21 protein-coding genes and 1 riboswitch are annotated in these 21,622 nt (G+C 70.7%); of the genes, 8 read left to right on the forward strand and 13 right to left on the reverse strand.

Features of this window, described 5'->3' with window-relative positions:
- Positions 1 to 43 precede the first annotated feature (43 nt).
- On the forward strand, positions 44 to 883 hold the full coding sequence (locus tag OG867_RS14085; protein WP_406285538.1) for a hypothetical protein: 840 nt from the start codon (positions 44 to 46) through the stop codon (positions 881 to 883).
- Positions 884 to 942: 59 nt separating this feature from the next.
- Here the strand turns inward: OG867_RS14085 and OG867_RS14090 are convergent, their stop codons facing one another.
- From OG867_RS14090 to OG867_RS14105, 4 genes are all read right to left on the reverse strand, one after another.
- Positions 943 to 1,368, reverse strand: coding sequence for a hypothetical protein (locus OG867_RS14090; protein WP_406285541.1), 426 nt, complete (start codon positions 1,366 to 1,368; stop codon positions 943 to 945).
- A gap of 217 nt (positions 1,369 to 1,585) precedes the next feature.
- On the reverse strand, positions 1,586 to 2,170 hold the full coding sequence (locus OG867_RS14095; RefSeq protein ID WP_406285543.1) for a DinB family protein: 585 nt from the start codon (positions 2,168 to 2,170) through the stop codon (positions 1,586 to 1,588).
- 49 nt (positions 2,171 to 2,219) lie between these two features.
- A complete protein-coding gene (locus OG867_RS14100; RefSeq protein ID WP_328901450.1) occupies positions 2,220 to 2,774 on the reverse strand; it encodes a hypothetical protein in 555 nt (184 codons plus the stop codon).
- Between the two features lie 86 nt (positions 2,775 to 2,860).
- Positions 2,861 to 3,487, reverse strand: a complete 627-nt coding sequence (locus OG867_RS14105; protein WP_328901449.1) for a maltokinase N-terminal cap-like domain-containing protein — start codon at positions 3,485 to 3,487, stop codon at positions 2,861 to 2,863.
- 85 nt (positions 3,488 to 3,572) lie between these two features.
- Here OG867_RS14105 and OG867_RS14110 point away from each other — a divergent pair, with 85 nt between their 5' ends.
- A complete protein-coding gene (locus OG867_RS14110) occupies positions 3,573 to 3,695 on the forward strand; it encodes a hypothetical protein (RefSeq protein ID WP_328901448.1) in 123 nt (40 codons plus the stop codon).
- A gap of 10 nt (positions 3,696 to 3,705) precedes the next feature.
- On the opposite strand, the gene OG867_RS14115 is transcribed toward OG867_RS14110, so the two are convergent.
- Together OG867_RS14115 and OG867_RS14120 are read right to left on the reverse strand one after the other, a co-directional pair.
- Complete coding sequence (locus OG867_RS14115; protein ID WP_406285547.1) at positions 3,706 to 5,766, reverse strand: glycosyl hydrolase family 28-related protein; 2,061 nt, start codon at positions 5,764 to 5,766, stop codon at positions 3,706 to 3,708.
- 197 nt (positions 5,767 to 5,963) lie between these two features.
- Positions 5,964 to 7,646: a CocE/NonD family hydrolase gene (locus OG867_RS14120; protein ID WP_406285549.1), complete on the reverse strand. Its 1,683-nt coding sequence runs from the start codon at positions 7,644 to 7,646 to the stop codon at positions 5,964 to 5,966.
- 125 nt (positions 7,647 to 7,771) lie between these two features.
- On the opposite strand from OG867_RS14120, the gene OG867_RS14125 reads away from it, so the two are divergent.
- Positions 7,772 to 8,482 (forward strand): TetR/AcrR family transcriptional regulator, encoded by a 711-nt coding sequence (locus tag OG867_RS14125; RefSeq protein ID WP_406285551.1) that lies wholly within the window; start codon positions 7,772 to 7,774, stop codon positions 8,480 to 8,482.
- 118 nt (positions 8,483 to 8,600) lie between these two features.
- On the opposite strand, the gene groL is transcribed toward OG867_RS14125, so the two are convergent.
- From groL to thrC, 4 genes are all read right to left on the reverse strand, one after another.
- Entirely contained in the window at positions 8,601 to 10,226 is a 1,626-nt protein-coding gene (groL, locus tag OG867_RS14130) for a chaperonin GroEL (RefSeq protein ID WP_328901444.1), read from the reverse strand.
- A gap of 322 nt (positions 10,227 to 10,548) precedes the next feature.
- Positions 10,549 to 10,755: a cold-shock protein gene (locus tag OG867_RS14135; RefSeq protein WP_003967346.1), complete on the reverse strand. Its 207-nt coding sequence runs from the start codon at positions 10,753 to 10,755 to the stop codon at positions 10,549 to 10,551.
- Positions 10,756 to 11,110: 355 nt separating this feature from the next.
- The gene (locus OG867_RS14140; protein WP_018101573.1) at positions 11,111 to 11,389 is read right to left on the reverse strand and encodes a MoaD/ThiS family protein; all 279 of its coding nucleotides are present in this window, start codon (positions 11,387 to 11,389) and stop codon (positions 11,111 to 11,113) included.
- Between the two features lie 28 nt (positions 11,390 to 11,417).
- Positions 11,418 to 12,710 carry a threonine synthase gene (thrC, locus tag OG867_RS14145; protein ID WP_406285556.1) on the reverse strand — a complete coding sequence of 431 codons (1,293 nt, stop codon included), beginning with the start codon at positions 12,708 to 12,710 and terminating at the stop codon, positions 11,418 to 11,420.
- 17 nt (positions 12,711 to 12,727) lie between these two features.
- Positions 12,728 to 12,854: riboswitch (SAM riboswitch) on the reverse strand.
- Positions 12,855 to 13,007: 153 nt separating this feature from the next.
- On the opposite strand from thrC, the gene OG867_RS14150 reads away from it, so the two are divergent.
- Positions 13,008 to 13,946 (forward strand): glucosyl-3-phosphoglycerate synthase, encoded by a 939-nt coding sequence (locus OG867_RS14150; RefSeq protein ID WP_406285558.1) that lies wholly within the window; start codon positions 13,008 to 13,010, stop codon positions 13,944 to 13,946.
- A gap of 64 nt (positions 13,947 to 14,010) precedes the next feature.
- The gene (locus OG867_RS14155) at positions 14,011 to 15,402 is read left to right on the forward strand and encodes a trehalose-6-phosphate synthase (protein ID WP_406285560.1); all 1,392 of its coding nucleotides are present in this window, start codon (positions 14,011 to 14,013) and stop codon (positions 15,400 to 15,402) included.
- A 161-nt stretch (positions 15,403 to 15,563) separates the two neighbouring features.
- On the opposite strand, the gene otsB is transcribed toward OG867_RS14155, so the two are convergent.
- From otsB to OG867_RS14170, 3 genes are all read right to left on the reverse strand, one after another.
- A complete protein-coding gene (otsB, locus tag OG867_RS14160) occupies positions 15,564 to 16,397 on the reverse strand; it encodes a trehalose-phosphatase (RefSeq protein ID WP_328901440.1) in 834 nt (277 codons plus the stop codon).
- Positions 16,398 to 16,525: 128 nt separating this feature from the next.
- Complete coding sequence (locus OG867_RS14165; RefSeq protein ID WP_018101578.1) at positions 16,526 to 16,786, reverse strand: DUF3263 domain-containing protein; 261 nt, start codon at positions 16,784 to 16,786, stop codon at positions 16,526 to 16,528.
- A gap of 44 nt (positions 16,787 to 16,830) precedes the next feature.
- The gene (locus OG867_RS14170) at positions 16,831 to 18,054 is read right to left on the reverse strand and encodes an extracellular solute-binding protein (protein WP_406290952.1); all 1,224 of its coding nucleotides are present in this window, start codon (positions 18,052 to 18,054) and stop codon (positions 16,831 to 16,833) included.
- 319 nt (positions 18,055 to 18,373) lie between these two features.
- On the opposite strand from OG867_RS14170, the gene OG867_RS14175 reads away from it, so the two are divergent.
- The 3 genes from OG867_RS14175 (at position 18,374) to nagA (ending at position 21,551) form a co-directional block, all read left to right on the forward strand.
- Complete coding sequence (locus OG867_RS14175) at positions 18,374 to 19,282, forward strand: SIS domain-containing protein (RefSeq protein ID WP_406285562.1); 909 nt, start codon at positions 18,374 to 18,376, stop codon at positions 19,280 to 19,282.
- 215 nt (positions 19,283 to 19,497) lie between these two features.
- Positions 19,498 to 20,391 carry an ROK family protein gene (locus OG867_RS14180; RefSeq protein WP_406290953.1) on the forward strand — a complete coding sequence of 298 codons (894 nt, stop codon included), beginning with the start codon at positions 19,498 to 19,500 and terminating at the stop codon, positions 20,389 to 20,391.
- Positions 20,391 to 21,551, forward strand: a complete 1,161-nt coding sequence (gene nagA / locus OG867_RS14185; protein WP_406285565.1) for an N-acetylglucosamine-6-phosphate deacetylase — start codon at positions 20,391 to 20,393, stop codon at positions 21,549 to 21,551. The genes OG867_RS14180 and nagA overlap by 1 nt, the downstream gene beginning before the upstream one ends.
- Positions 21,552 to 21,622: the final 71 nt, after the last annotated feature.

The raw sequence follows: 21,622 nt of genomic DNA on the forward strand, positions 1-21,622 counted from the left end.
GGGGCCTGACCACCTCGATCGAACCCTCGAAAGCAGCGATCTGATGGCCGACGTTCAGTCTAGTAGCGCCCCCTTCCCCCACCACCCGATGGCGAACCCCGGTTACGGCAAACGTTCCGCGCCGGACGAACGCCCGCGTACGGGTCAGGACTTCACGCACCTCCATCCCCGTGATGCCGCCATCGCGGCGTACATCGACGGGCTGTGCGACGGCGCCGACATCTCCGTGAAGGCGCTCGCGAAAGCCCTCCCGTACGGGCAGTGCGCGGTCCGGACGTCACTGAACCGCCTTCAGGAGGCGGGGCACCTGCGCCGGGGCAGCGAGTGCGTGGCGAGCGGGGTGAACCTGCTGTGGGTGACGCGGACGTTCTTTTCCCGCACCGCTCGCGACGACACGTGGTGGGCGAGTTTCAGCCGGGGCGACGTACCCAAGGAGACCCAACGGGAAACGCGCTCACGGGCGTTCATCCTGCTCGCGGCGCTGGGCCGCCAGGCCCCCGTGCTGTCGCTGTCGCACCGGGAGTGCGTGGCGCTGGAGCCCCAGGCGTCGGAGTGGCTGCGCAGGGGCGCCACGGAGCCCGAAGTCCTCCGGGCCCTCACCACCGGGCTCCCGAGCCCCATCCACCACCCGGCGGCCTTCGTTGCCAAACGCCTCCAGACGAAACTTCCCCCGGCCCGCGAACCCCACCCGGTCCTGCGCACCCTGGAATGCAGCGCGTGCCGCGCCCCGGGCACCCCTGAAGCGCTCCCGGGCGGCAAGTGCCGCCCCTGCGCGGGCAAACCGACCCGCGAGACCCCGGCCCTCCCCGCCCAACAGGTCCGGGCCCAGGCCCGAGCCGTACGAGCGGGCCTGATCCCCAAGTCGGACCGCCCCAAGCGCTGACGGCAGCCCCGAAGTCAACGGCTCCGCGCCGGAGGGCGGCCTTCGGCAAGCGAAGCCGATCAGGAGAGGTACGGCGAAGAGCACAGGTTCAGCTGCGTACTTCCCTCGTACCTGGCGACCTGCACCCAGACCGCAGTGATTCCATCACTGCCCGCCGGCACGTATGAATTGAACATCTTCCATGTTCCGGCGCCATCGTTATTGGCATGCCACGGATAGTAGGTAATACCGCCACGGTAGTAGGTCACGCCCAGCCGAATACTCGCGTGATGCCCGTCGGACAGCGAATCGTAGACGCTCAATTGCACGCTGGGGATTCCCTTGTCCATGGACTTCCAGCCAGATATATTCGCATCTCCGGTGGCGCCGGTCGTCTTACAGCTGGTGTAGCGCGCCGTGTTGGCGGCGGTCGCAGGGCTGGCCCCGAACCCCGCGACCATGAGGGCACTCGCCGTAAGAATTCCCAGCTGCGTCATTTTCTTCATTCCGACCTCCATCGGTCCGACATTAATTGCGCGGGATCGCATGCCGACCCCATGGACGCACGGAGAGTATCGCGCGGTACGTGCATTTCTCGATGCATTGACGCTTTTACGTCATGCATGCGCTACGACGCCCCCGCGCCGGGTGACGGCACCGAGGTCAACGGCTCCGCGCCGCAGGGCGGTCTTGATCATGAAAGGTTCCCCGCCTCGAAAACGGTCACGGCCTGCCGGGCGCGGCCGGCCCGGCCGCCCGCTCGATCATCGCGCGATGCGCCGCGCGGGCGTTCTCATCGATCGGCTGCTCGTGCTCGGGACGCAACCCGGTCCGGCCGTCGAGGCCCTCGCGCAGGATGTCGGCGTGACCGGCATGCCGGATGGAGTCGCCGAGAACGTGGATCAGGACGGCGAACAGGGTCGTGTCGTCATAGGGTTCCGGCCACCACGGCACATGACCGGGGGCGTCGAGGGGAAGGGCCGCGATCGTCGCGTCCGCGTGCACCCAGGTGCGCCGGTAGAACCCGATGACCTGCTCGCGGGTCTCCCCCTCGGCCGCCCACAGATCACTCCCGTCGGCATCCTGCCACCGGGGCAGCGACTCGGGCGAAGGACGCCCGAAGACCTCCCCGAAGTACCGGGCCTCGACGGTGGCCACATGCTTCACGAGCCCGAGCAGATTGGTCCCGGTCGCCGTCAGCGGCCGCCGGGCGTCGTACGCGGACAACCCGTCGAGCTTCCAGAGCAACGCCTCACGGTCGCGCCGGAGCCGCTGGTGCAGAACGTCTTTCGCCGTCTCATCGATCATGCGACGCGACCCTGCCACGGAGCCCCCGGGCCCTCAAGGTCCACAGGCCCTAGTACGGAGCCATGACCCCATCACCAATCACCCGCAGCCCGAGCTGTGCGGCCAGCCAAGGCGCGCGCTCGGCCTCGAATTGCTTGACGTGTACGTAGACCATGTAATCGTCCGCAGGCTCAGCCAGTTCGAGATCGTGAACGTTCACACACAGCGTCACGAAGGCCCCTCTGGCCCCTCCGACGCCCAACCCGACCTCGGGTGCGGCCGGCCACCCGCTGAAGTCCCACCGCACCGTGGCCGGGGTGCCGTTCAACGCTTCGAGGAACCGCGGAACGGTCTCCGGCTCATCCGCCAAGGCGCGCCAGTAAATCGGCAGGCACGCCGCCGGATCAAGGCCCGGCCCCGGCGACCCGCTCTCGTCGCAGGCGAACCATGTTCCGTACGCCAGGAACTCCGACAGCGCCTTCAGCGCGTCGGGCGAGGAAATCAACGCCGTGTAGTCGACTTCGAGATCCATGAGGTCGGCGATCCCGAGCAATCCGTCGACCGCGCGCAGCGCCGCCGAGAGATCAGCCGTCTTCAGGATGGGCACCGCGTGCGAGTTGGACATGCCGTCCATCCTCCCGCCACCGACCGCGAAAGCGCTCCCGGTTTACGCGCGGCGGTCGGGACTCCTCAGGCGGGACTCAAGGGCGCCTAAGCCGTACGCAGCTCCGCGAACACCCCGCGCACCTCCGTGTCGTCCGGTGTGCGCCACGGCCCTGAGATGTGGCCCGTCGCCTCCTTGGGGGCGGCGGGGCGCAGGACGCGGTTCACGTGGAGGGTCGCGCCCGGGACGGACAGGTCGGTGCCCTCGGGGCCGTCGGTCACCGCGGTGACGACGGAACCGAAGGGGCTCCCCGTGGCGGAGTGCGTGATCGTCGGGTCCGGGGCGTCCGTCTCGCTCTGGGCCTGGGGTGCGGCCCGGCCGTCGAGGAGGGCGAAGAGCTGGGCCGTGAGGACCGGGTCGTGGCAGCCGTCGTACACCCAGCGCTCGCCCAGCACGCCGTGCGTGGTCATGCCGACGAGCGCGTCCTCCGCGCCCCCGAGCGGGGCGCCCCGGTAGGTGAGCGGCACGAAGTACGGCACCGGCCCGTCGCCCGAGGTGTCGGTGACCACCATGAACTCGATGCCCACCTCACCCCGCGGGTCGTCCAGCCGGAAGCCGCCGGACTTGACGAGGGAGGGGCGCCCGGGGCCCCCGTACCAGGGGCGGGTCGGAAGCCAGGCGGTGAGCAGTTCGGTCTTGGTCGGCGACAGGGTGGTGCGGTGGATGACGGCCATGCCGGAGGTCTCCCGTGGGTCGCGTGAACAGCTGGTTTCCCTGCGGGCGGAGGCCGTTGTCAGACCCCCGCGCTACCTTGAGCCTATGACCTCTGGGGGCAGCACCACCGTGCGTATCAGGCCGCAGCAGTTCCACGAGACCGCCGGTCCCGGGGACAACGAGGCGTGCATAGGGGTGGCCGGTCCGCCCGGACCGGCCACCGACTAGCGCTTACGCGTCACCAGCCGGACGGTGCCGGGGGCGGGACCACCTCCGGACGGTCGTCGCAGGTGATCGTGTTGGGCAGCAGCCACGGCGCGAGCCAGCCGCCGTCGTTGCCGCCCAGGTCCGTCAGGCCGAACTCCGAACCGGTCGAGGGGAAGTTGAACGAGCCGCAGTTGTTGACGCCCACCGCGCCCACGTTGCGCGCGTCCACGTTCTCGAAGGTGGCGCCGCCCGCCGCGCGGGCGCTCAGCACCGAGGTGCCCGTGCCGTCGACCCTGATGTCCTTGAAGTGGAGGTTCTTGATGACGTACTGGTCCTTCACCCCCCAGTCCGAGACCAGCATGACCGCGTTGTAGGTGCTGTCCAGGAAGTCGCTGCCGGTGACCCGGATATCGGCGCCGTCGATGCTCCGGTCCAGGGCGTAGACCCACAGCGCGCCGAGCCCGATCTTCCAGTTGAGCTCGAACGTGCCCGCGCGGACCGTGGTGTTGCGCGCGAGGTCCACCTTCCCGGCGAAGGGCTCGGCGCCGAAGCGGGAGCCGAGGTGCAGGGCGCTGCCCTCGCGGACCGGGTCGGCGACGAGGTTGTCGGAGACGGTGATGTCGCTGCCGCCGTAGATCGCGATGCCGTTGGCGAGGACCGGGGTCTGCACGGTGTTGTGGTCGAAGGTGTTGCGGGCGTTCGTGGTCTTCTCGGCCCACATGGCGAGGCCGTCGTCGCCCGAGTTGCGTACGAAGGTGTTCGTGACGCGCGAATCGGTCACGCCGGTGTGGAAGTTGATGGCGTCCGCGATCTGGTCCACGATCACGGTGTCGGAGACCTTCAGGTTCTTCATCGGGCCGTCGAACCACATGCCGACCTTGGTGTGGCTGATGTGCAGGCCCGCGAGGGTCGAATCGCTCATCGCGCCGCCGATCGCGTTGACCTGGTCGGTGTCGACGCGCTCGCGCACGTCGCCCTCGATGGCGAAGCCGGACAGATGCACGTTGCGGCTGCCGCCCTCGGCCGCGGACTTCCCGTAGAAGCCGACGCCGGTGTGCGTCGAGCCGTCGGCGGCGGGCTCGGCGAGCGCGACCTCGCGGCCCTTGATCTTCGTGTACCAGCTGCCCGCGCCGGTGATCGTGACGTCGTCCACGACGATGTGCCGGTCGACGCGGTACGTCCCCGACGGGATGTACACCTTCAGATGGGTGCGCCGGGCGAACGCGATCGCCTTCTCGATCGCCCCCGCCGCGTCCCGCCGCCCGGTCGGATCCGCTCCGAACGCGAGGACGTTGGCGGCGAGGAGTTCGACGTGCGGCAGCCCGACCCGCTCGGAGTCCAGCAGGTCGATCGCCGTCCACGCCGCCCGGCTCCCGGCCGGCACGGTCAGCCGTACGGTGTCGCCCGCGCGGTACGTACGGCCGAGCAGGAGGCGCTGCTCGTCGTAGAAGTGGCTCGGCCGGAAGGGCTTGTCCACGACCGGGGAGGGCGTCGTCTCGGCGGGCACGCAGCCGCACTCGGTGATCCACCAGTCGGGGTGGAGGAGCCCGGCGCCCGGGTCGTTGGAGAACGGGTACTGGTTGTACAGCCAGGAGTACTGGGAGGTCAGCGTCATCGTGGACCGCTTGGAGCCGTTCACCGAGACGTCCAGCGGCGCCGTGATCCCGCCGCCGCCCGGCGCGTCCGGGATGCTGTAGCGCACGGTGATCGCGTTGGCCGCGGCGGGCAGCGTGAACTCCACGTGCTGCCCGGGCGCCAGCTTGACCGCCTTCCGGCCGGACGCCTCGGACGGCAGCGTGTACGCGTCCCGGTCCGGGCCGATGACCGTGCCGTTGGTGACCGCGTTCTCGGCCTCCTGCTCCGCGAACGCCACCTTCGCGCCCCGCCCCTGCACCAGCGCGGGGTCGAGCGCGGCGCGCGTGACGACCGGGGCCGGAGCGGCGGCGGGCCGGGGCCCGGCGAGCGCGGGCGCACCGGCCAGCACCCCGAACCCGACGGCGGCCGCGGTCACCGAGGCGACCGTGGACGCGTACAGCCCGGCCCGACGCGGTCTTCGCACCGCCGCCGCGACAGCGGCGATCTTCCGTGACATCGCATGCCCGTTTCTCTGAGGAGTCGACGGGGCTCAACAGCCGTACACGCGTGGGGAGGCCGCCACCGTCATGAGTGAGCCGACAGTAGGGCGCGCGGCGGCCCACCCACAAGACTTATGCGAGGAGATTTCCTCTATATGAGTATTACGTGCACTGACTCGTCATCTTTTTGCGTTCAGATACGCAACAGTGTCGCTCAGCCCTCCGCCACCGCCAGCGTCAACTCCGAGTCCGCGTGCACCGTCACCCCTACGGGTACGAACTCCGTCGCGTCGATCCGGGGCTCCCCCGTGCCCGGGTTCAGGGCGTAGCGCGGGTGGGGGCCGGGGCTGATCTGCCAGCGGACGCGGTGGCCCGGGGCGAAGCGGTGGGCGGCGGGGGTCATCGGGATCGTGACGCGGACCGGGTCCATGCCCGTGGTCCGGAGCCGGGCCAGACCGTCGCAGACGTTGACCGACCGGCCCTCGGGGTCCACGTCGCACAGCCGGACGAACAGGTCGCCGTGCCCCGTGTCCGTGGAGGCGCTGATCCGCGCGGAGACCGGACCGAGGACGGTGAGCGGTCCGGCCAGGGCGGGCCCGGTGAACGTGAGGACGTCCGCGCGCGCCTCCGACGACACGTTGTCCCGCGCCCCCGCCGTACGGGAGAGCAGCGCGCCGCCCAGCGTGGGGACCGGATCGTCCGGGTCGTGGCGGAAGGAGGCGACGGGGGCGGTGTCCGTGGGGGCCTCGCGGGTGAGGTGGCCGTCGGCGGTCGGGTACCAGGAGGCCGTGGCCGCCTCCGGGGGCCACGCGTCCAGGTCCCGGGCGCCCGCCTCCGCGCCGCCCACGTGCACGCGTACCGGCGTCGGGCGCAGACCGGACGGGTCGTCGCACAGATGGGCCCGGAGCCAGGCCAGGGATTCGGTGAACACCTCGGCCCAGCCCGCCTGGAGCGCCGAGGTGTGGGTCCACGGGCCGACGAGCAGGGACGCCTCGCCGCCCGCCCGGCGCAGCCGTCCGTACTGCGCGAACGTCTGGTCCACGAGGGCGTCGTGCCATCCGGTGACGAGGGCGGTGGGCACGGCCGCCCGGTCCGCCGCCCCGGTCAGGGACGCGCCCTCCCAGTACGGGTCGTCCGCCTCCGGGTGGGCCATCACCTCGTCCAGCCAGGGGATCTCACCGCCGAGCGCGTCCGCGTACGCCCCGCGCAGCGGACGCGCGGTGACGGCGGAGCGCAGCCGGCGCTGGAGGCGCAGGGCCGCCCGGAGGAACGCGCCCATACCCCGGTGCTGGTGGGTCATGCCGGCGCCCACGGCGAGCGCGGTCTCCAGGTTGAGGACGCCGTCGGTGTGGAAGAGGGCGTACGGATCGTGCAGCCCCACCTGCACCACCATGGCCTTCAGCTCCGGCGGCGGGTCGAGGGCCAGCGCCCACTGGACGTACCCGAGGTAGCTGGGGCCGACGGTGCCCAAGCGGCCGTCGAACCACGGCTGTTCGCGCAGCCGGCCGACCGCCGCGAGGCCGTCGGCGTGCTCATTGCGCCAGAGGTGGAAGTCGCCGCCCGAGCCGCCCGTGCCCCGGCAGCTCTGAACGACCACGTGGAAGCCCTGCTCGGCGAAGAGGATGCCGTACTGCGGGGACCACGGCACTCCCCGCCCGTACGGCGTACGGACCAGGAGGGTCGGGAAGTCGCCCTCGGCACGCGGGAAGTAGTGGTCGGTGAGCAGAGGACTGCCATCGGCGGCGGGGACCGTCAGGCCGCGCTCGACGCCCACCTTGTGGCGCGCGGCGGGCAGACCGCGCCAGGAGGCGCGCATCAGCCGGGAGGCGAGCGGCGGCTTCGCGGACGACGGCGTCCATGCGGCCCGGGGGCGGGCGTCGTGCGTCGGTCGGGTCATCGTCGCCTCCATCGGTACGTCATGCAGTGGTGCGGCAGCCCCGCACTCTATTCTCGTACTAAGTACGAGAATACTCGATGCTTGGATGGCCTGAGGAGGCGACCCGGGTGAGAGAGGCTGAGCACGTGACCCGCACCGAAGGTGCCGCAGGCATCGATCCACGAGTTCTCTGGCGGGAGCAGGACCGGCCCAGGCGCGGCCGCAGACCCGCCTTCAGCCGCGAGGCGATCACGGCCGCCGCCGTCGCCGTCGCGGACGCCGAGGGGATCGAAGCGGTCACCATGCGGCGGGTCGCCGCGGAGGTGGGCGCCGGCGTCATGTCCCTGTACAGCTACGCCCCCGACAAGGAGACGCTGCTCGACCTGATGATCGACCACGTCTCCGGTGAGCTGCCCACGTCCGGCCCGCTCACCGGCGACTGGCGCGCCGACCTCAAGACCCTCGGCCGCCACCAGCGCGCGAACATGCTCAGCCACCCCTGGCTGCCCGCGGCCGTGCAGGCCCGCCGCACCCTGGGCCCCCGCACGCTCGCCTTCGTGGAGCACGCCCTCGCGGCACTGCGGCCCATCGGGCTCGACGGGGCGGCCCGGCTGGAGATCTTCGCCCAGCTCACGTCGTTCGTGGCGGCCCATGTGGCCTACGAGGTCGCCCAGGCCCGCGCGGCCCAGGACCCCGGGCGGGCGGCCGCCGAGGCGCTGTATCTGGCGGAGGTCGCGGCGGACGGCGACCATCCGGAGCTCGCCGACGCGCTGGCGACGGCCGGACGGCCGGTCACCCCGGACGCCATGTTCGACCGCTTCCTCACCCGGCTCGTGGACGGCCTCGACGCGGGCTGACCCGTACTCGTACACGTACGCACACAGGCGTACCCGTGCACACGACGACACCGGCCCCCGGGGACGAATCCCCGGGGGCCGGTGTCTTGGTACTGCTGGAACTACCGATCCGTCAGGATCAGAAGTCCATGTCACCGCCCGGCATGCCGCCCGGAGCGCCGCCGGCAGCGGCCTTCTCCGGCTTGTCGGCGATGACGGCCTCGGTGGTGAGGAACAGCGCGGCGATCGACGCGGCGTTCTGCAGCGCGGAGCGCGTGACCTTCGCCGGGTCGAGGATGCCCTCGGCGATCATGTCGACGTAGTCGCCGGTCGCGGCGTTCAGGCCGTGACCGATCGGCAGGTTGCGGACCTTCTCCACGACGACGCCGCCCTCAAGACCACCGTTGACGGCGATCTGCTTCAGCGGGGCCTCAAGCGCGAGCTTGACGGCGTTGGCGCCGGTCGCCTCGTCGCCCGAGAGCTCCAGCTTCTCGAAGACGGCCGAAGCCTGGAGCAGAGCCACGCCACCACCGGCGACGATGCCCTCCTCGACGGCGGCCTTGGCGTTGCGCACCGCGTCCTCGATGCGGTGCTTGCGCTCCTTGAGCTCGACCTCGGTGGCGGCACCGGCCTTGATGACGGCCACGCCGCCGGCCAGCTTCGCCAGGCGCTCCTGGAGCTTCTCGCGGTCGTAGTCCGAGTCGGAGTTCTCGATCTCGGCACGGATCTGGTTGACGCGGCCCTGGACCTGGTCGCTGTCACCGGCGCCGTCGACGATCGTCGTCTCGTCCTTGGTGATGACGACCTTGCGGGCGCGGCCGAGCAGGTCGAGACCGGCGTTCTCCAGCTTGAGGCCGACCTCCTCGGAGATGACGGTGCCGCCCGTGAGGATGGCGATGTCACCGAGCATGGCCTTGCGGCGGTCGCCGAAGCCCGGGGCCTTGACGGCGACGGACTTGAAGGTGCCGCGGATCTTGTTGACGACCAGGGTCGACAGGGCCTCGCCCTCGACGTCCTCGGCGATGATCAGCAGCGGCTTGCCCGACTGCATGACCTTCTCCAGCAGCGGAAGGAGGTCCTTCACGTTGCTGACCTTGGAGTTGACGATCAGGATGTACGGGTCGTCCAGGGACGACTCCATGCGCTCCATGTCGGTGGCGAAGTACGCCGAGATGTAGCCCTTGTCGAAGCGCATACCCTCGGTGAGCTCCAGCTCCAGACCGAAGGTCTGGGACTCCTCGACGGTGATGACGCCTTCCTTGCCGACCTTGTCCATGGCCTCGGCGATGAGCTCGCCGATCTGGGTGTCGGCGGCGGAGATGGAGGCGGTCGAAGCGATCTGCTCCTTGGTCTCCACGTCCTTGGCCTGCTCCAGGAGGGCGGCGGAGACGGCCTCGACGGCCTTCTCGATGCCCCGCTTGAGAGCCATCGGGTTCGCACCCGCGGCCACGTTGCGCAGACCCTCGCGGACGAGCGCCTGGGCGAGAACGGTGGCGGTGGTCGTACCGTCGCCGGCGACGTCGTCCGTCTTCTTGGCGACCTCCTTGACCAGCTCCGCACCGATCTTCTCGTACGGGTCCTCCAGCTCGATCTCCTTGGCGATGGACACACCATCGTTGGTGATCGTGGGGGCGCCCCACTTCTTCTCAAGGACGACGTTGCGACCCTTGGGGCCAAGGGTGACCTTGACGGCGTCGGCGAGCTGGTTCATGCCGCGCTCGAGACCGCGCCGGGCCTCCTCGTCGAACGCGATGATCTTGGCCATGTGAAGTGGTCCTCCCGGACAGGGGTGGATTGCTCCGGACCGAGTGGCGCCCGCGACGGACGGCCTGCGTGCCCTGCGGTTCCTTCCCGCCTGGCCTGCGGGCCTCACCGGCCCGGTCCAAAATTCTGTCACTCTCACCTGGAGAGTGCTAAGCCCAATGATTAGCACTCGACCCCCGAGAGTGCAAGCGCCCCCGGCCGGAGTGTGGACAACCCCGGCAGCCCCGGGACGCACCCGGGCAACGCGAAGGGCCCGTACCCCTATAGGTACGGACCCTTCGTACGTACGTGCGTGGCGTCGCGGCCGACGTGCCGTGCCGGGCTCAGCCGACGGCGAGCTTGACCATGTCCGCCTGCGGCCCCTTCTGGCCCTGCGAGATCTCGAACTCGACCCGCTGACCTTCTTCGAGGGTGCGGTACCCGTCCATCTGGATCGCGCTGTAGTGGACGAATACATCCGCACCACCGTCGACCGCGATGAAGCCGTACCCCTTCTCCGCGTTGAACCATTTGACGGTGCCCTGAGCCATGCCTAACTCCCCTGTAACGTGTATGCGCCGAAGCGCGTCGACCGCGGCTGAATGTATCTGCCCAACTGCCCTGTGCAACAGGTCAATCGGACGACAATTCTGCGCAGCACCGATCGCCCGAATATGAGGAATTCATGAGTTTCCGGGGCAAGTCGGGCCCGGCAAAGGCGACTTAAGGCGCAAGAGGCGCAGGCACATTGGCTGCTTCTGATCGTGGCGCGGCGCATTCTCATATGCGAGGGGCACGGGCAGCGAAGGGGACTTCCCACACTCTACCCCGCTCAACCATGCAGAATTGCCCCCTCCGCTTCTCGCGCGGAGGGGGCAATTACGGTGACGCCACGGAGCCTTGGGCTCAGCAGCCGCCGGCCACTGCGGGGATGATCGAGACGCCGGCACCGTCCGGGGTCGCCGCGTCGAGGCCGCCTTCAAAGCGCACGTCGTCGTCGTTGACGTACACGTTGACGAAGCGGCGCAGCTTGCCCTGGTCGTCCAGCACGCGGGCGGCGATGCCCGGGTGGTCCTTCTCCAGCGAGGCGATGACCTCGGAGAGGGTCGCGCCCTCGGCCGGAACCTCGGCCTGGCCGCCGGTGTAGGTGCGGAGGATGGTGGGAATGCGGACCTTGACGCTCATGGCGGTGCCTTCCTGAAGTCTCGGGTGGTCAGCTGGTGGCGAGTCCGGCGGCGCGGAAGGCGTCCAGGCTCGGGCGGATCGTGGCGGTCGCCTGCGAGGTGTCGGCCACCGCGTCCAGCGTCTTGAGGCCGTCACCCGTGTTCAGGACGACGGTGGTGAGTGCCGGGTCGAGCAGGCCGGCGTCGATCAGCTTCTTCGTCACGCCGACCGTCACCCCGCCCGCCGTCTCGGCGAAGATGCCCTCGGTGCGGGCCAGCAGCTTGATCGCGTCCACGACCTGCTCGTCGTTGACGTCCTCGATGGCACCGCCGGTGCGGCGGGCGATGTCCAGGACGTACGGGCCGTCGGCCGGGTTGCCGATCGCGAGGGACTTGGCGATCGTGTTCGGCTTCTGCGGGCGGACCACGTCGTGACCGGCCTTGAAGGCGGTGGAGACCGGGGAGCAGCCCTCGGCCTGGGCGCCGAAGATCTTGTACGGCCTGTCCTCGACCAGGCCGAGCTTGATCAGCTCCTGGAGGCCCTTGTCGATCTTCGTGAGCTGCGAGCCGGACGCGATCGGGATGACGATCTGGTCGGGCAGCTGCCAGCCGAGCTGCTCGCAGATCTCGTACGCGAGCGTCTTGGAACCCTCGCCGTAGTACGGACGCAGGTTGACGTTGACGAACCCCCAGCCCTCGCCCAGCGGATCGCCGATGAGCTCGGAGCAGAAGCGGTTGACGTCGTCGTAGTTGCCCTCGATGCCGACCAGCTCACCGCCGTACACCGCGGCCATGACGACCTTGCCCTGCTCCAGGTCGTGCGGGATGAACACGCAGGAGCGCAGGCCCGCCCGCGACGCGGCGGCGCCGACCGCACCGGCGAGGTTGCCGGTCGAGGAGCAGGAGAGCGTGGTGAAGCCGAAGGCACGGGCCGCCTCGACGGCGATGGCGACGACGCGGTCCTTGAAGGAGTGCGTCGGGTTGCCGGAGTCGTCCTTCACGTACAGGCCGCCGGTCACACCCAGCTCGCGGGCGAGGTTGTCGGCCTTGACCAGCTTGGTGAAGCCGGGGTTGAGATTGGGCTTGTCGGCCACATCGGCGGGCACCGGCAGCAGCGGCGCGTAACGCCAGATGTTGTTCGGGCCGGCCTCGATGCGCTTCTTCAGCTCGTCGGAGGAGCCGCTCGGCAGGTCGTACGCCACTTCGAGCGGCCCGAAACAGGACGCACAGGCGAAAAGGGGACCGAGTGCGAACCGTTCACCGCACTCGCGACAGGAAAGAGCCGCGGCGGGACCCAGGTCCACAGAAGATTCGGTGTTCACTGCGACGGTTTCAACAGCCATGATGGCGAGGCCCTTTCTCCTCATCTTCCTCACGGCGCTTTTCGCCGCAAGACGGAATTGGCACCTTCCCCACCTGACCTCGCGGTCGGCAGGAGGGTTGCCGGGACTTCAACGGGCCGTTCCCTCTGTCCCTCTGGATGAGCGCTGTGGCAACGGATCATGGATCCGCGCGTTTGTCGGCGGACCGACCCCGACATGCGAGGGACGTCCGCGTTGTTCAAGACTGTAACCGAAGGACCGGACGGGTGAGATAGCCGTCCGTACCGCGAGATGGATCACAAACAGGGAGTATCGACCGTGCTCGAAGAGGTCGAACGCTGGCTGACCAGGCGTTCCTGGTCAGCCGCCGACCACCCGCCGGAGAGTGTGCGGGCCGCCGCGAACGGTACGGGCGTGAGCGTCGTTCTACCGGCCCTCAACGAGGCCGCGACCGTCGGCGACATCGTCGCGACGATCCGGCGCGAGCTGATGGAGCGCGTTCCGCTGGTGGACGAGCTGGTCGTGATCGACTCGGGCTCCACGGACGCCACCGCCGAGGTCGCCCGCCGCGCGGGCGCCCGGGTCGTCCACCGCGACGCGATCCTGCCCCGCCTCCCCGCCGTCCCCGGCAAGGGCGAGGTGCTGTGGCGGTCGCTCCTGGTGACCAGCGGCGACATCCTGTGCTTCATCGACGCGGACCTGAAGGACTTCTCGGCCGACTTCGTCTCCGGCATCGTCGGCCCGCTGCTCGCCCACCCCGAGGTCCAGTTCGTCAAGGCGATGTACGACCGGCCGCTCGGCGAGCTGGCCGGCCAGGGCGGCCGCGTCACCGAGCTGGTGGCCCGCCCCCTGCTGAACCTCCACTGGCCGCTGCTCGCGGGCTTCGTCCAGCCGCTCGGCGGCGAGTATGCCGTACGCCGTACGCTTTTGGAGCGGCTGCCGTTCCCGGTCGGTTACGGGGTCGAGCTCGGCCTGCTCGTGGACGCGCTGCACACCGTGGGCCTCGACGCCCTCGCCCAGGTGGACGTCGGCGTCCGCGTCCACCGCCACCAGGACGGCCAGGCGCTCGGCCGGATGGCCGCCGCGATCTACCGCACCGCGCAGGTGCGGCTCTCCCGGGGCCATCTGGTGCGCCCCTCGCTGACCCAGTACGAACGCGGACCGGACGGGTTCGTTCCCCGCACGTACCCCGTCGACACGCAGGAGAGGCCGCCCATGTGCGAGATCGAGGAGTACGTGGCACGCCGCGCGGCCTGATCACGACCCCACGCCGTCCGGCTTCGTACGTTTGGGCGGATCGGGTTCGGGCTAGATTCCGGCCATGGTCTCCGAGCACGCCCCCCAGCCCGCTGCCCAGGTCCTCGTCGCGTCCAACCGCGGCCCCGTCTCGTACGCCGTGGGCGTAGACGGCACCCTCGAAGCGAAACGGGGCGGGGGCGGGCTCGTCTCCGGCCTCAGCGCCGTGGACGACAAGATGTGGGTCTGCGCCGCCCTCGGCGACGGCGACCGCGAGGCGGTGCGCCGGGGGGTCGGCGAACCGGGCGTCCGGATGCTCGACATCGACGCCGGGGTGCACGCCGACGCGTACAACGGCATCGCCAACTCCGTACTGTGGTTCGTCCACCACATGCTGTACCAGACGCCCGTCGAGCCCGTATTCGACGCGGAGTTCCGCAGGCAGTGGGCCTCCTTCGAGACGTACAACCGGGCCTTCGCCGAGGCGCTGGCCCAGGAGGCGGGCGAGGGCGCGGCCGTCCTCGTGCAGGACTACCACCTCTCGCTGGTCCCCGGCATGCTCCGCGAGCTCCGCCCCGACCTGCGGATCGGCCACTTCTCGCACACCCCGTGGGCGCCCGTCGACTACTTCCGGCTGCTCCCCGACGACATCGCCGAACAGCTGCTGCGCGGCATCCTCGGCGCCGACCGCGCCGCCTTCCTGACCCGCCGCTGGGCGGACGCCTTCATCAGCTGCTGTACGGAGATCCTGGGCGGCACCGGCCGCACGCGCATCGGCGTCCACGGCCTGGGCGCCGACGCCGGTTTCCTGCGGAGCCGGGCGCACGAGGCGGACGTGGACGAGCGGATGGCGGCCCTGCGCGAGCAGATCGGGCCCGACCGGAAGACCATCGTCCGCGTCGACCGCACGGAGCTGTCCAAGAACATCGTCCGGGGCCTCCACGCCTACCGCACCCTGCTGGACGAACGCCCCGAGTGGCGCGAACGCGTCGTGCACGTCGCCTTCGCCTACCCCTCGCGCCAGGACCTCGCGGTCTACCGGGAGTACACCGCGGAGGTCCAGCAGGTCGCCGACGCGATCAACAAGTCGTACGGCACGGCCGGCTGGACCCCGGTCGTCCTGCACGTGAAGGACGACTTCGCCCGCTCGCTCGCCGCGTACCGGCTGGCCGACGTCGCCCTCGTCAACCCGATCCGGGACGGCATGAACCTGGTCGCCAAGGAGGTCCCCGTCGTCTCCGACGAGGGCTGCGCGCTGGTCCTGTCGCGGGAGGCCGGAGCGTACGAGGAGCTGGGCGAGCACGCGTTCACGGTCAACCCGTACGACGTCTCGGCCACGGCCGACGCGCTGCACGAGGCGCTGACGCTCCCGGACGACGTGCGGGCCGCCCGCACGGAACGGCTGGCCGAGGCGGCCACCGCACTGCCCCCGCAGCAGTGGTTCCTGGACCAGCTGGACGCGCTGCGGCGCGACTAGGGCCTGTCCGGCGGATCTTCGTGGATCAGCCCGCGGCGTCTGGTGCGTGCTCTCGGCGTGCGCCCGGATCGTCCTTGTACTGGATGTACTTGGATGATTCGGGCGTGCGGCGAGAGTGCGTGCCAGGCGTCGCGGGCCCGCGAAGATCCGCCGGACAGGCCCTAGCCGAGGCGGTCGGCGAGTTCCCGCAGGTACGCCACGACCGCGCCGGGTCCGGGCAGGGCCAGGTCGGCGCGGTCGGCGAGCTCCGGCACCTCGGCGCTGCCGCTGCAGATGAGCAGCCCGGGGACGGGATTCGCCTCGTCCGCGCGCAGCTTCTCCACCGCCGCGTACGCGGCGAGGTCGCCCAGGTCGTCGCCCGCGTACAGCACGGACGTCGCGCCGATCTCGCGCACGTACTCGGTGAGCGCGACGCCCTTGTCCATGCCCGGCGGGCGCAACTCCAGGACCAGGCGCCCCGGTTCCACGATCAGCCCGTGGCGCGCGGCCAGCTCGCCGAGGGGCCCGCGCAGCGCCTCGAACGCGGCCTGCGGGTCGGCGGCGCGGCGGGTGTGCACGGCGAGGGCGCGGCCCTTGTCCTCGGTCCAGGTCTCGCCCCGCGGGTCGGACTCCGCCAGCACGCCGGGGAGTTCGGCGCGCACGGCCGCGACGCCGGGGTGCGGGGCGGGGGCGTGCACGGTCCCGGTCACGGCGTCCCAGCGCTCGGCGCCGTAGTGCCCGAGCACGACGAGGTGGTCGAGCCCTTCGACTCCGGCGACCCCGGCATACCGCACGGCGACCTCGGCGGGGCGCCCGGTGATCACGGCCACGGACGCGACCTTCGGCGCGAGGGCGGCGAGCGCCGCCACGGCTCCGGGGTGCGCCCGCGCCTGCTCGGGGTCCGGCACGATGTCCGCCAGCGTCCCGTCGAAGTCGAGCGCGACGAGGGCCTCGGCCGGCCTGGCGAGGATGGCGTCGAGGCCGGTACGGCCTGCGGTCGTCTGTGGGGTGCCCATACGGTGAGCGTATCGGGGGCGCTGCCCCCGCACCCCCGCTGCTCAATCGCCGCAGGGGCTTGAAGTGGCCGCCGCACCATCCGGCCCCGCCGGCGTTTGAGGCGCGGGGTCCGGGGCAGAGCCCCCGGTTACCGTCGCCCCCGCCGAGCGTCCCGCACCCGCCGAAGGCGATTCACCGTCACCGGGTCCTCCTCCAGCGCCCGCCGATCATCCAGCAACGCATTCAGCAGCTGGTAATACCGCGTCGGCGACAACCCCAACCGCTCCCGGATCGCCCGCTCCTTCGCCCCCGCCCCCGCCCACGACTGCCGCTCCACCGCAAGCACCGCGCGATCGCGGTCGGACAGCGGCGCGGACTCGGCAGGGCCGTTCGGGGGGTGGGCGGTCATATCAGCCAATATATGGCGCGCCCCGCCCCCGCGGAACGCGGAGGTTACTCCGCCGCCTCCGCGTGCGTCGCATCCCGCGATATCCGCTCCAGCACGCTCTGCGGGCTGGATCCCGGCTCGACCGCCTTGCCGATGTTCTCCTTGATCGACTCGCTCGCCGCCGCCCAGGACGTCTTGCCGAACGGGTAGAACTCCGACTCCGGCAGCGCCGCCAGGAACTGGTGCAGCGGCTTGTACTTGGCGTCGTCCTCCATCGCCGCCGACGCGCTGTTCGTGGGCGGCAGCAGGTCGTACATGTCGGCGAACTGGATCACGTTCTTGTCGGTGAACAGGTAGTCGAAGAACTTGCCGACCTCGACCCGGTGATCGTTCTGCTTGAAGCCCATGATCCAGTCGGCGACGCCTATCGACCCCTCGGTGGGACCGTGCTCGCCGGGCAGCGGGACCATGCCGACGCTGACGCCCTGCTTCTGCGCCTCCTCCATCAGCGTGGGGTGGCCGTTGAGCATGCCGACCTTCCCCTTCGAGAACTCCTCGAACGCCTTCGCGCGGTTCAGCTTGCCGGGGGCGACCGGGCCGACGAGCCCCTTGTCCACGAGGTTCGACTTCAGCCAGTCGAACGTCTTGACGTTCTCCTCGGAGGCGATGTCGTACGAGCCGACCTCGTCGGTGTAGGCGCCGCCCCCGCTGAGCATCCACATCAGGGTCTCGGCCTGGGACTCCTCCGGGCCGAGCGGCAGCGCGAAGGGGTACGACACCCCGCGCTGCTTGAGCGCGGCGGCGTCGGAGGCTATGTCGCTCCACGTCTTCGGGGCGTTGAGGCCGGCCTGCGAGAAGAGCTTCTTGTTGTAGAAGAGCAGCCGGGTGGAGGCGACGAACGGCAGCCCGTACTGGATGCGGTTGACCTGCCCCGCGTCGATCAGCTTCGGCAGGAAGTTCGCCTGGGTGGGGATGCTCAGCATCTCGTCGGCGGAGTAGAGCTTCCCGGCCTTCGCGTAGTCCGCGTAGGCGCCGATCTGCGCGATGTCGGGGGCCTCGCCGTCCTTGACCATCTTGGCGACGTCGCGGTCGATGTCGGTCCAGGGCAGGACGGTCACGTCGACCTTGATGCCGGGGTGGGACGCCTCGAAGCCGCGGGCGATGCCGTCCCAGTACTTGTCGGACTTGTTCGCCTCGCTCGTGCCGTAGTCGGCCGCGACCAGCTTCAGCGTCACGTCGCCGGAGCCGCCGCTCGTGCCACAGCCCGAGAGCGTCGCCGTCATCCCCATCACGGCGACAGCCGCCGTCAGTCCCAAGTAACGCCGCTGCACAGCTCAGTCCGTCCTCGTCGATTACACCGCCCGCGGCTCCCACGTCCGCGCGGGGCACTCCGGGTGAGCTGCGATTTTCCCCGCCACCGGCGTAGAGGTCTACACCACGGAGGTATCGCTTCCACAACGCAGCAGCATTGCACGGGGGCCGCGGCGACTGCTAAGTAGGTCTCGACGTACGGGCCTTATTGGTCCAGACCTTCTATCGAAGGTGCGTCAGTTCTCTTGCAGGTCCGTTCCGTCGCCCGACCCGCCCAGCCTCAAGGAGCCGCTCCGCATGTCGCGTACCGCATCTGAGATTGCCACCCAGCCCAGCTGCTGGCGGCGCGCCGCACAGGCGGGCGCGGAGTTCGAGGGGCTGCCGAAGCCGGGCGAGCGCGTCGCCGTCACGGGATGCGGCACCTCGTGGTTCATGGCCATCGCGTACGCGGCCCTGCGGGAGGCCGCCGGGCAGGGCGAGACGGACGCGTACGCCTCCTCGGAGTTCCCGGTGGGACGGCCGTACGACCGCGTGGTCGCGATCACCCGCTCCGGTACGACGAGCGAGGTACTGGCGCTCCTGCGCGAGCTGCGCGGGAAGACCGCGACCGTCGCGCTGACCGGCGACCCGAGGACCCCGGTCATGGAGGCCGCCGACGCGGTCGCGGTGCTGGACTGGGCGGACGAGGAATCAGTGGTCCAGACCCGGTTCGCGACGACCGCGCTCGCCTTCCTGCGGGCGGGCCTGGAGGCGGCCGGTCCGCTTCCCGCGGGCGTGAAGACGGTCGCCGAGGCGGCGGTGGACGCGGAGCTGGCGGTGACCGAGCCGCTGGCCGAGGCGGTGGTCGCGGCCGAGCAGTGGACGTTCCTGGGGCGCGGCTGGACCTACGGTCTCGCCCAGGAGGCCGGGCTGAAGATGCGCGAGGCGGCGGGCGCCTGGACCGAGTCGTACCCGGCGATGGAGTACCGCCACGGCCCGATCGCGATCACCGGTCCGAACCGGGTGGCCTGGGTCCTCGGCGCCCTGCCCGAGGGGCTGGCCGGCGAGGTCGCGGCGGTCGGCGGCACGCTCGTCGCGCACGGGACGGCGGACCCGATGGCCGACCTGATCCGCGCGCAGCGGCTCGCGGTGGCCCTGGCCGAGTCGAAGGGGTACGACCCCGACCACCCGCGCAACCTCTCGCGCAGCGTGATCCTGCCGGAGTAGGGCCTGCGCGAACGGGGAACGGACCCGGGATCGGGCAGGCGCGGAGCCCTTCCCGGGCGGCCTTCTCGACAAACCGGGTCCTTCCCCGTAACCGGTACCGGGATTTTGTATGGATGCGCAACAAACAGCACTAGTGGACTAGACCTTTTGGGGTCCCTCGGGCGAAACTGTTCCACGTGAAACACGTCATCGCCCTCGATGTGGGCGGCACCGGAATGAAGGCCGCACTGGTCGGGGCCGACGGCGCCCTGCTCCACGAGGCACGGCGCGCGACCGGCAGAGAGCGCGGCCCCGAAGCCGTCGTGGAGTCGATCCTCGCCTTCGCCGCCGACCTGCGCGCATACGGCGAGGAGCACTTCGGCGAGAGCGCCCTCGCGGCCGGTGTCGCCGTACCCGGCATCGTGGACGCGGAGAAGGGGATCGCCGTCTACGCGGCGAACCTGGGCTGGCGCGACGTACCCATGCGGCAGCTGCTCGGCGAACGGCTCGGCGGCGTACCCGTGGCGCTCGGCCACGACGTCCGCACCGGCGGGCTCGCCGAGGGCCGGATCGGCGCAGGTCAGGGCGCCGACCGCTTCCTCTTCATCCCGCTCGGCACCGGGATCGCCGGAGCCATCGGCATCGCCGGCGCGATCGAGGAGGGCGCCCACGGCTACGCGGGCGAGATCGGCCACATCGTGATCCGGCCGGACGGTCCGGACTGCGGCTGCGGCCAGCGCGGCTGCCTGGAGACCCTGGCCTCCGCCTCCGCCGTCAGCCGCGCCTGGGCGGCCGCGTCCGGCGACCCGAAGGCGGACGCCGCCGACTGCGCCAAGGCCGTCGAATCCGGCGACCCGAAGGCCGTCGAGGTCTGGCAGAACGCCGTCGACGCGCTCGCCGCCGGACTCGTCACCGCACTCACCCTGCTGGACCCGCGCACGCTCATCATCGGTGGCGGGCTCGCCGAGGCCGGGGAAACCTTGTTCACACCACTCCGTGCGGCCGTCGAGGAACGCGTCACGTTCCAGAAGCTGCCCCACATCGTCCCGGCGGCCCTCGGGGACACCGCCGGATGCCTGGGCGCAGGGCTGCTCGCCTGGGATCTACTCTCCACGGAGGTATCCGCCTGATGGCCGGACGCGTAGACAGCACCGTTCTCGCAGGGGCCCGGGTGGTACTGCCCACCGGCACCGTCGAGGACGGCCGGGTGACCGTCGAAGGCACCCGCATCTCCGGCACCCAGGCCGAGAACGCCCCGGTCCTGGACCTCTCCGGCCACTGGATCGTCCCCGGCTTCGTGGACATGCACAACCACGGCGGCGGCGGCGCGTCCTTCACCTCCGGCACCGTGGACGAGGTCCTCACCGGCGTCCGCACCCACCGCGAGCACGGCACCACCACCCTCGTCGCCTCCACGGTCACCGGCGAGATGGACTTCCTCGCCGAGCGCGCCGGCATCCTCTCGGAACTGGTCGAACAGGGCGACCTCGCCGGTATCCACTTCGAGGGCCCGTTCATCTCCCCCTGCCGCAAGGGCGCCCACAGCGAGGCTCTGCTGCGCCACCCGGACCCGGCCGAGGTCCGCAAGCTGATGGACGCCGCGCGCGGCACCGCGAAGATGTTCACCCTCGCGACCGAGCTGCCCGGCGGCATCGAGTCCGTACGGCTGCTCGCCGAGCACGGCGTCATCGCGGCCATCGGCCACACCGACGCCACGTACGAGCAGACCGTCGAGGCGATCGACGCGGGCGCCACCGTCGCCACGCACCTCTACAACGCGATGCCGGCCATCGGCCACCGCGCGCCCGGCCCGATCGCCGCGCTCCTGGAGGACGAGCGGATCACCGTCGAGCTGATCAACGACGGCACGCACCTGCACCCGGCCGCGCTCGGACTGGCCTACCACCACGCGGGCGCCGACCGCGTCGCCCTCATCACCGACGCCATGGACGCGGCCGGCTTCGGCGACGGCGTGTACCAGCTCGGCCCGCTCGCCGTGAACGTCGAGAACGGCGTCGCCCGGCTGGTCGAGGGCAACTCCATCGCCGGCTCCACCCTCACCCTGGACACCGCCTTCCACCGCGCCGTGACCATCGACCGCATCCCCGTCGGGGACGTGGTCACGTCCATCTCCGCCAACCCGGCGCGGCTCCTCGGCGTGTACGACAAGGTCGGCTCGCTGGAGCCCGGCAAGGACGCCGACCTGGTCGTTCTGGACGGGGACTTCCGGCTCAAGGGCGTCATGCGCAAGGGCGAGTGGATCGTCCGCCCCGAGGCCGCGGCGAACTGACCCGCACGTAACGAAGAGACGGCGGTTGGCCCCGAGGTCTGGGCCGACCGCCCCCTCTTTGGCATGATCGC

The organism is Streptomyces sp. NBC_00209, from assembly GCF_045206345.1.
Lineage (GTDB): Bacteria > Actinomycetota > Actinomycetes > Streptomycetales > Streptomycetaceae > Streptomyces.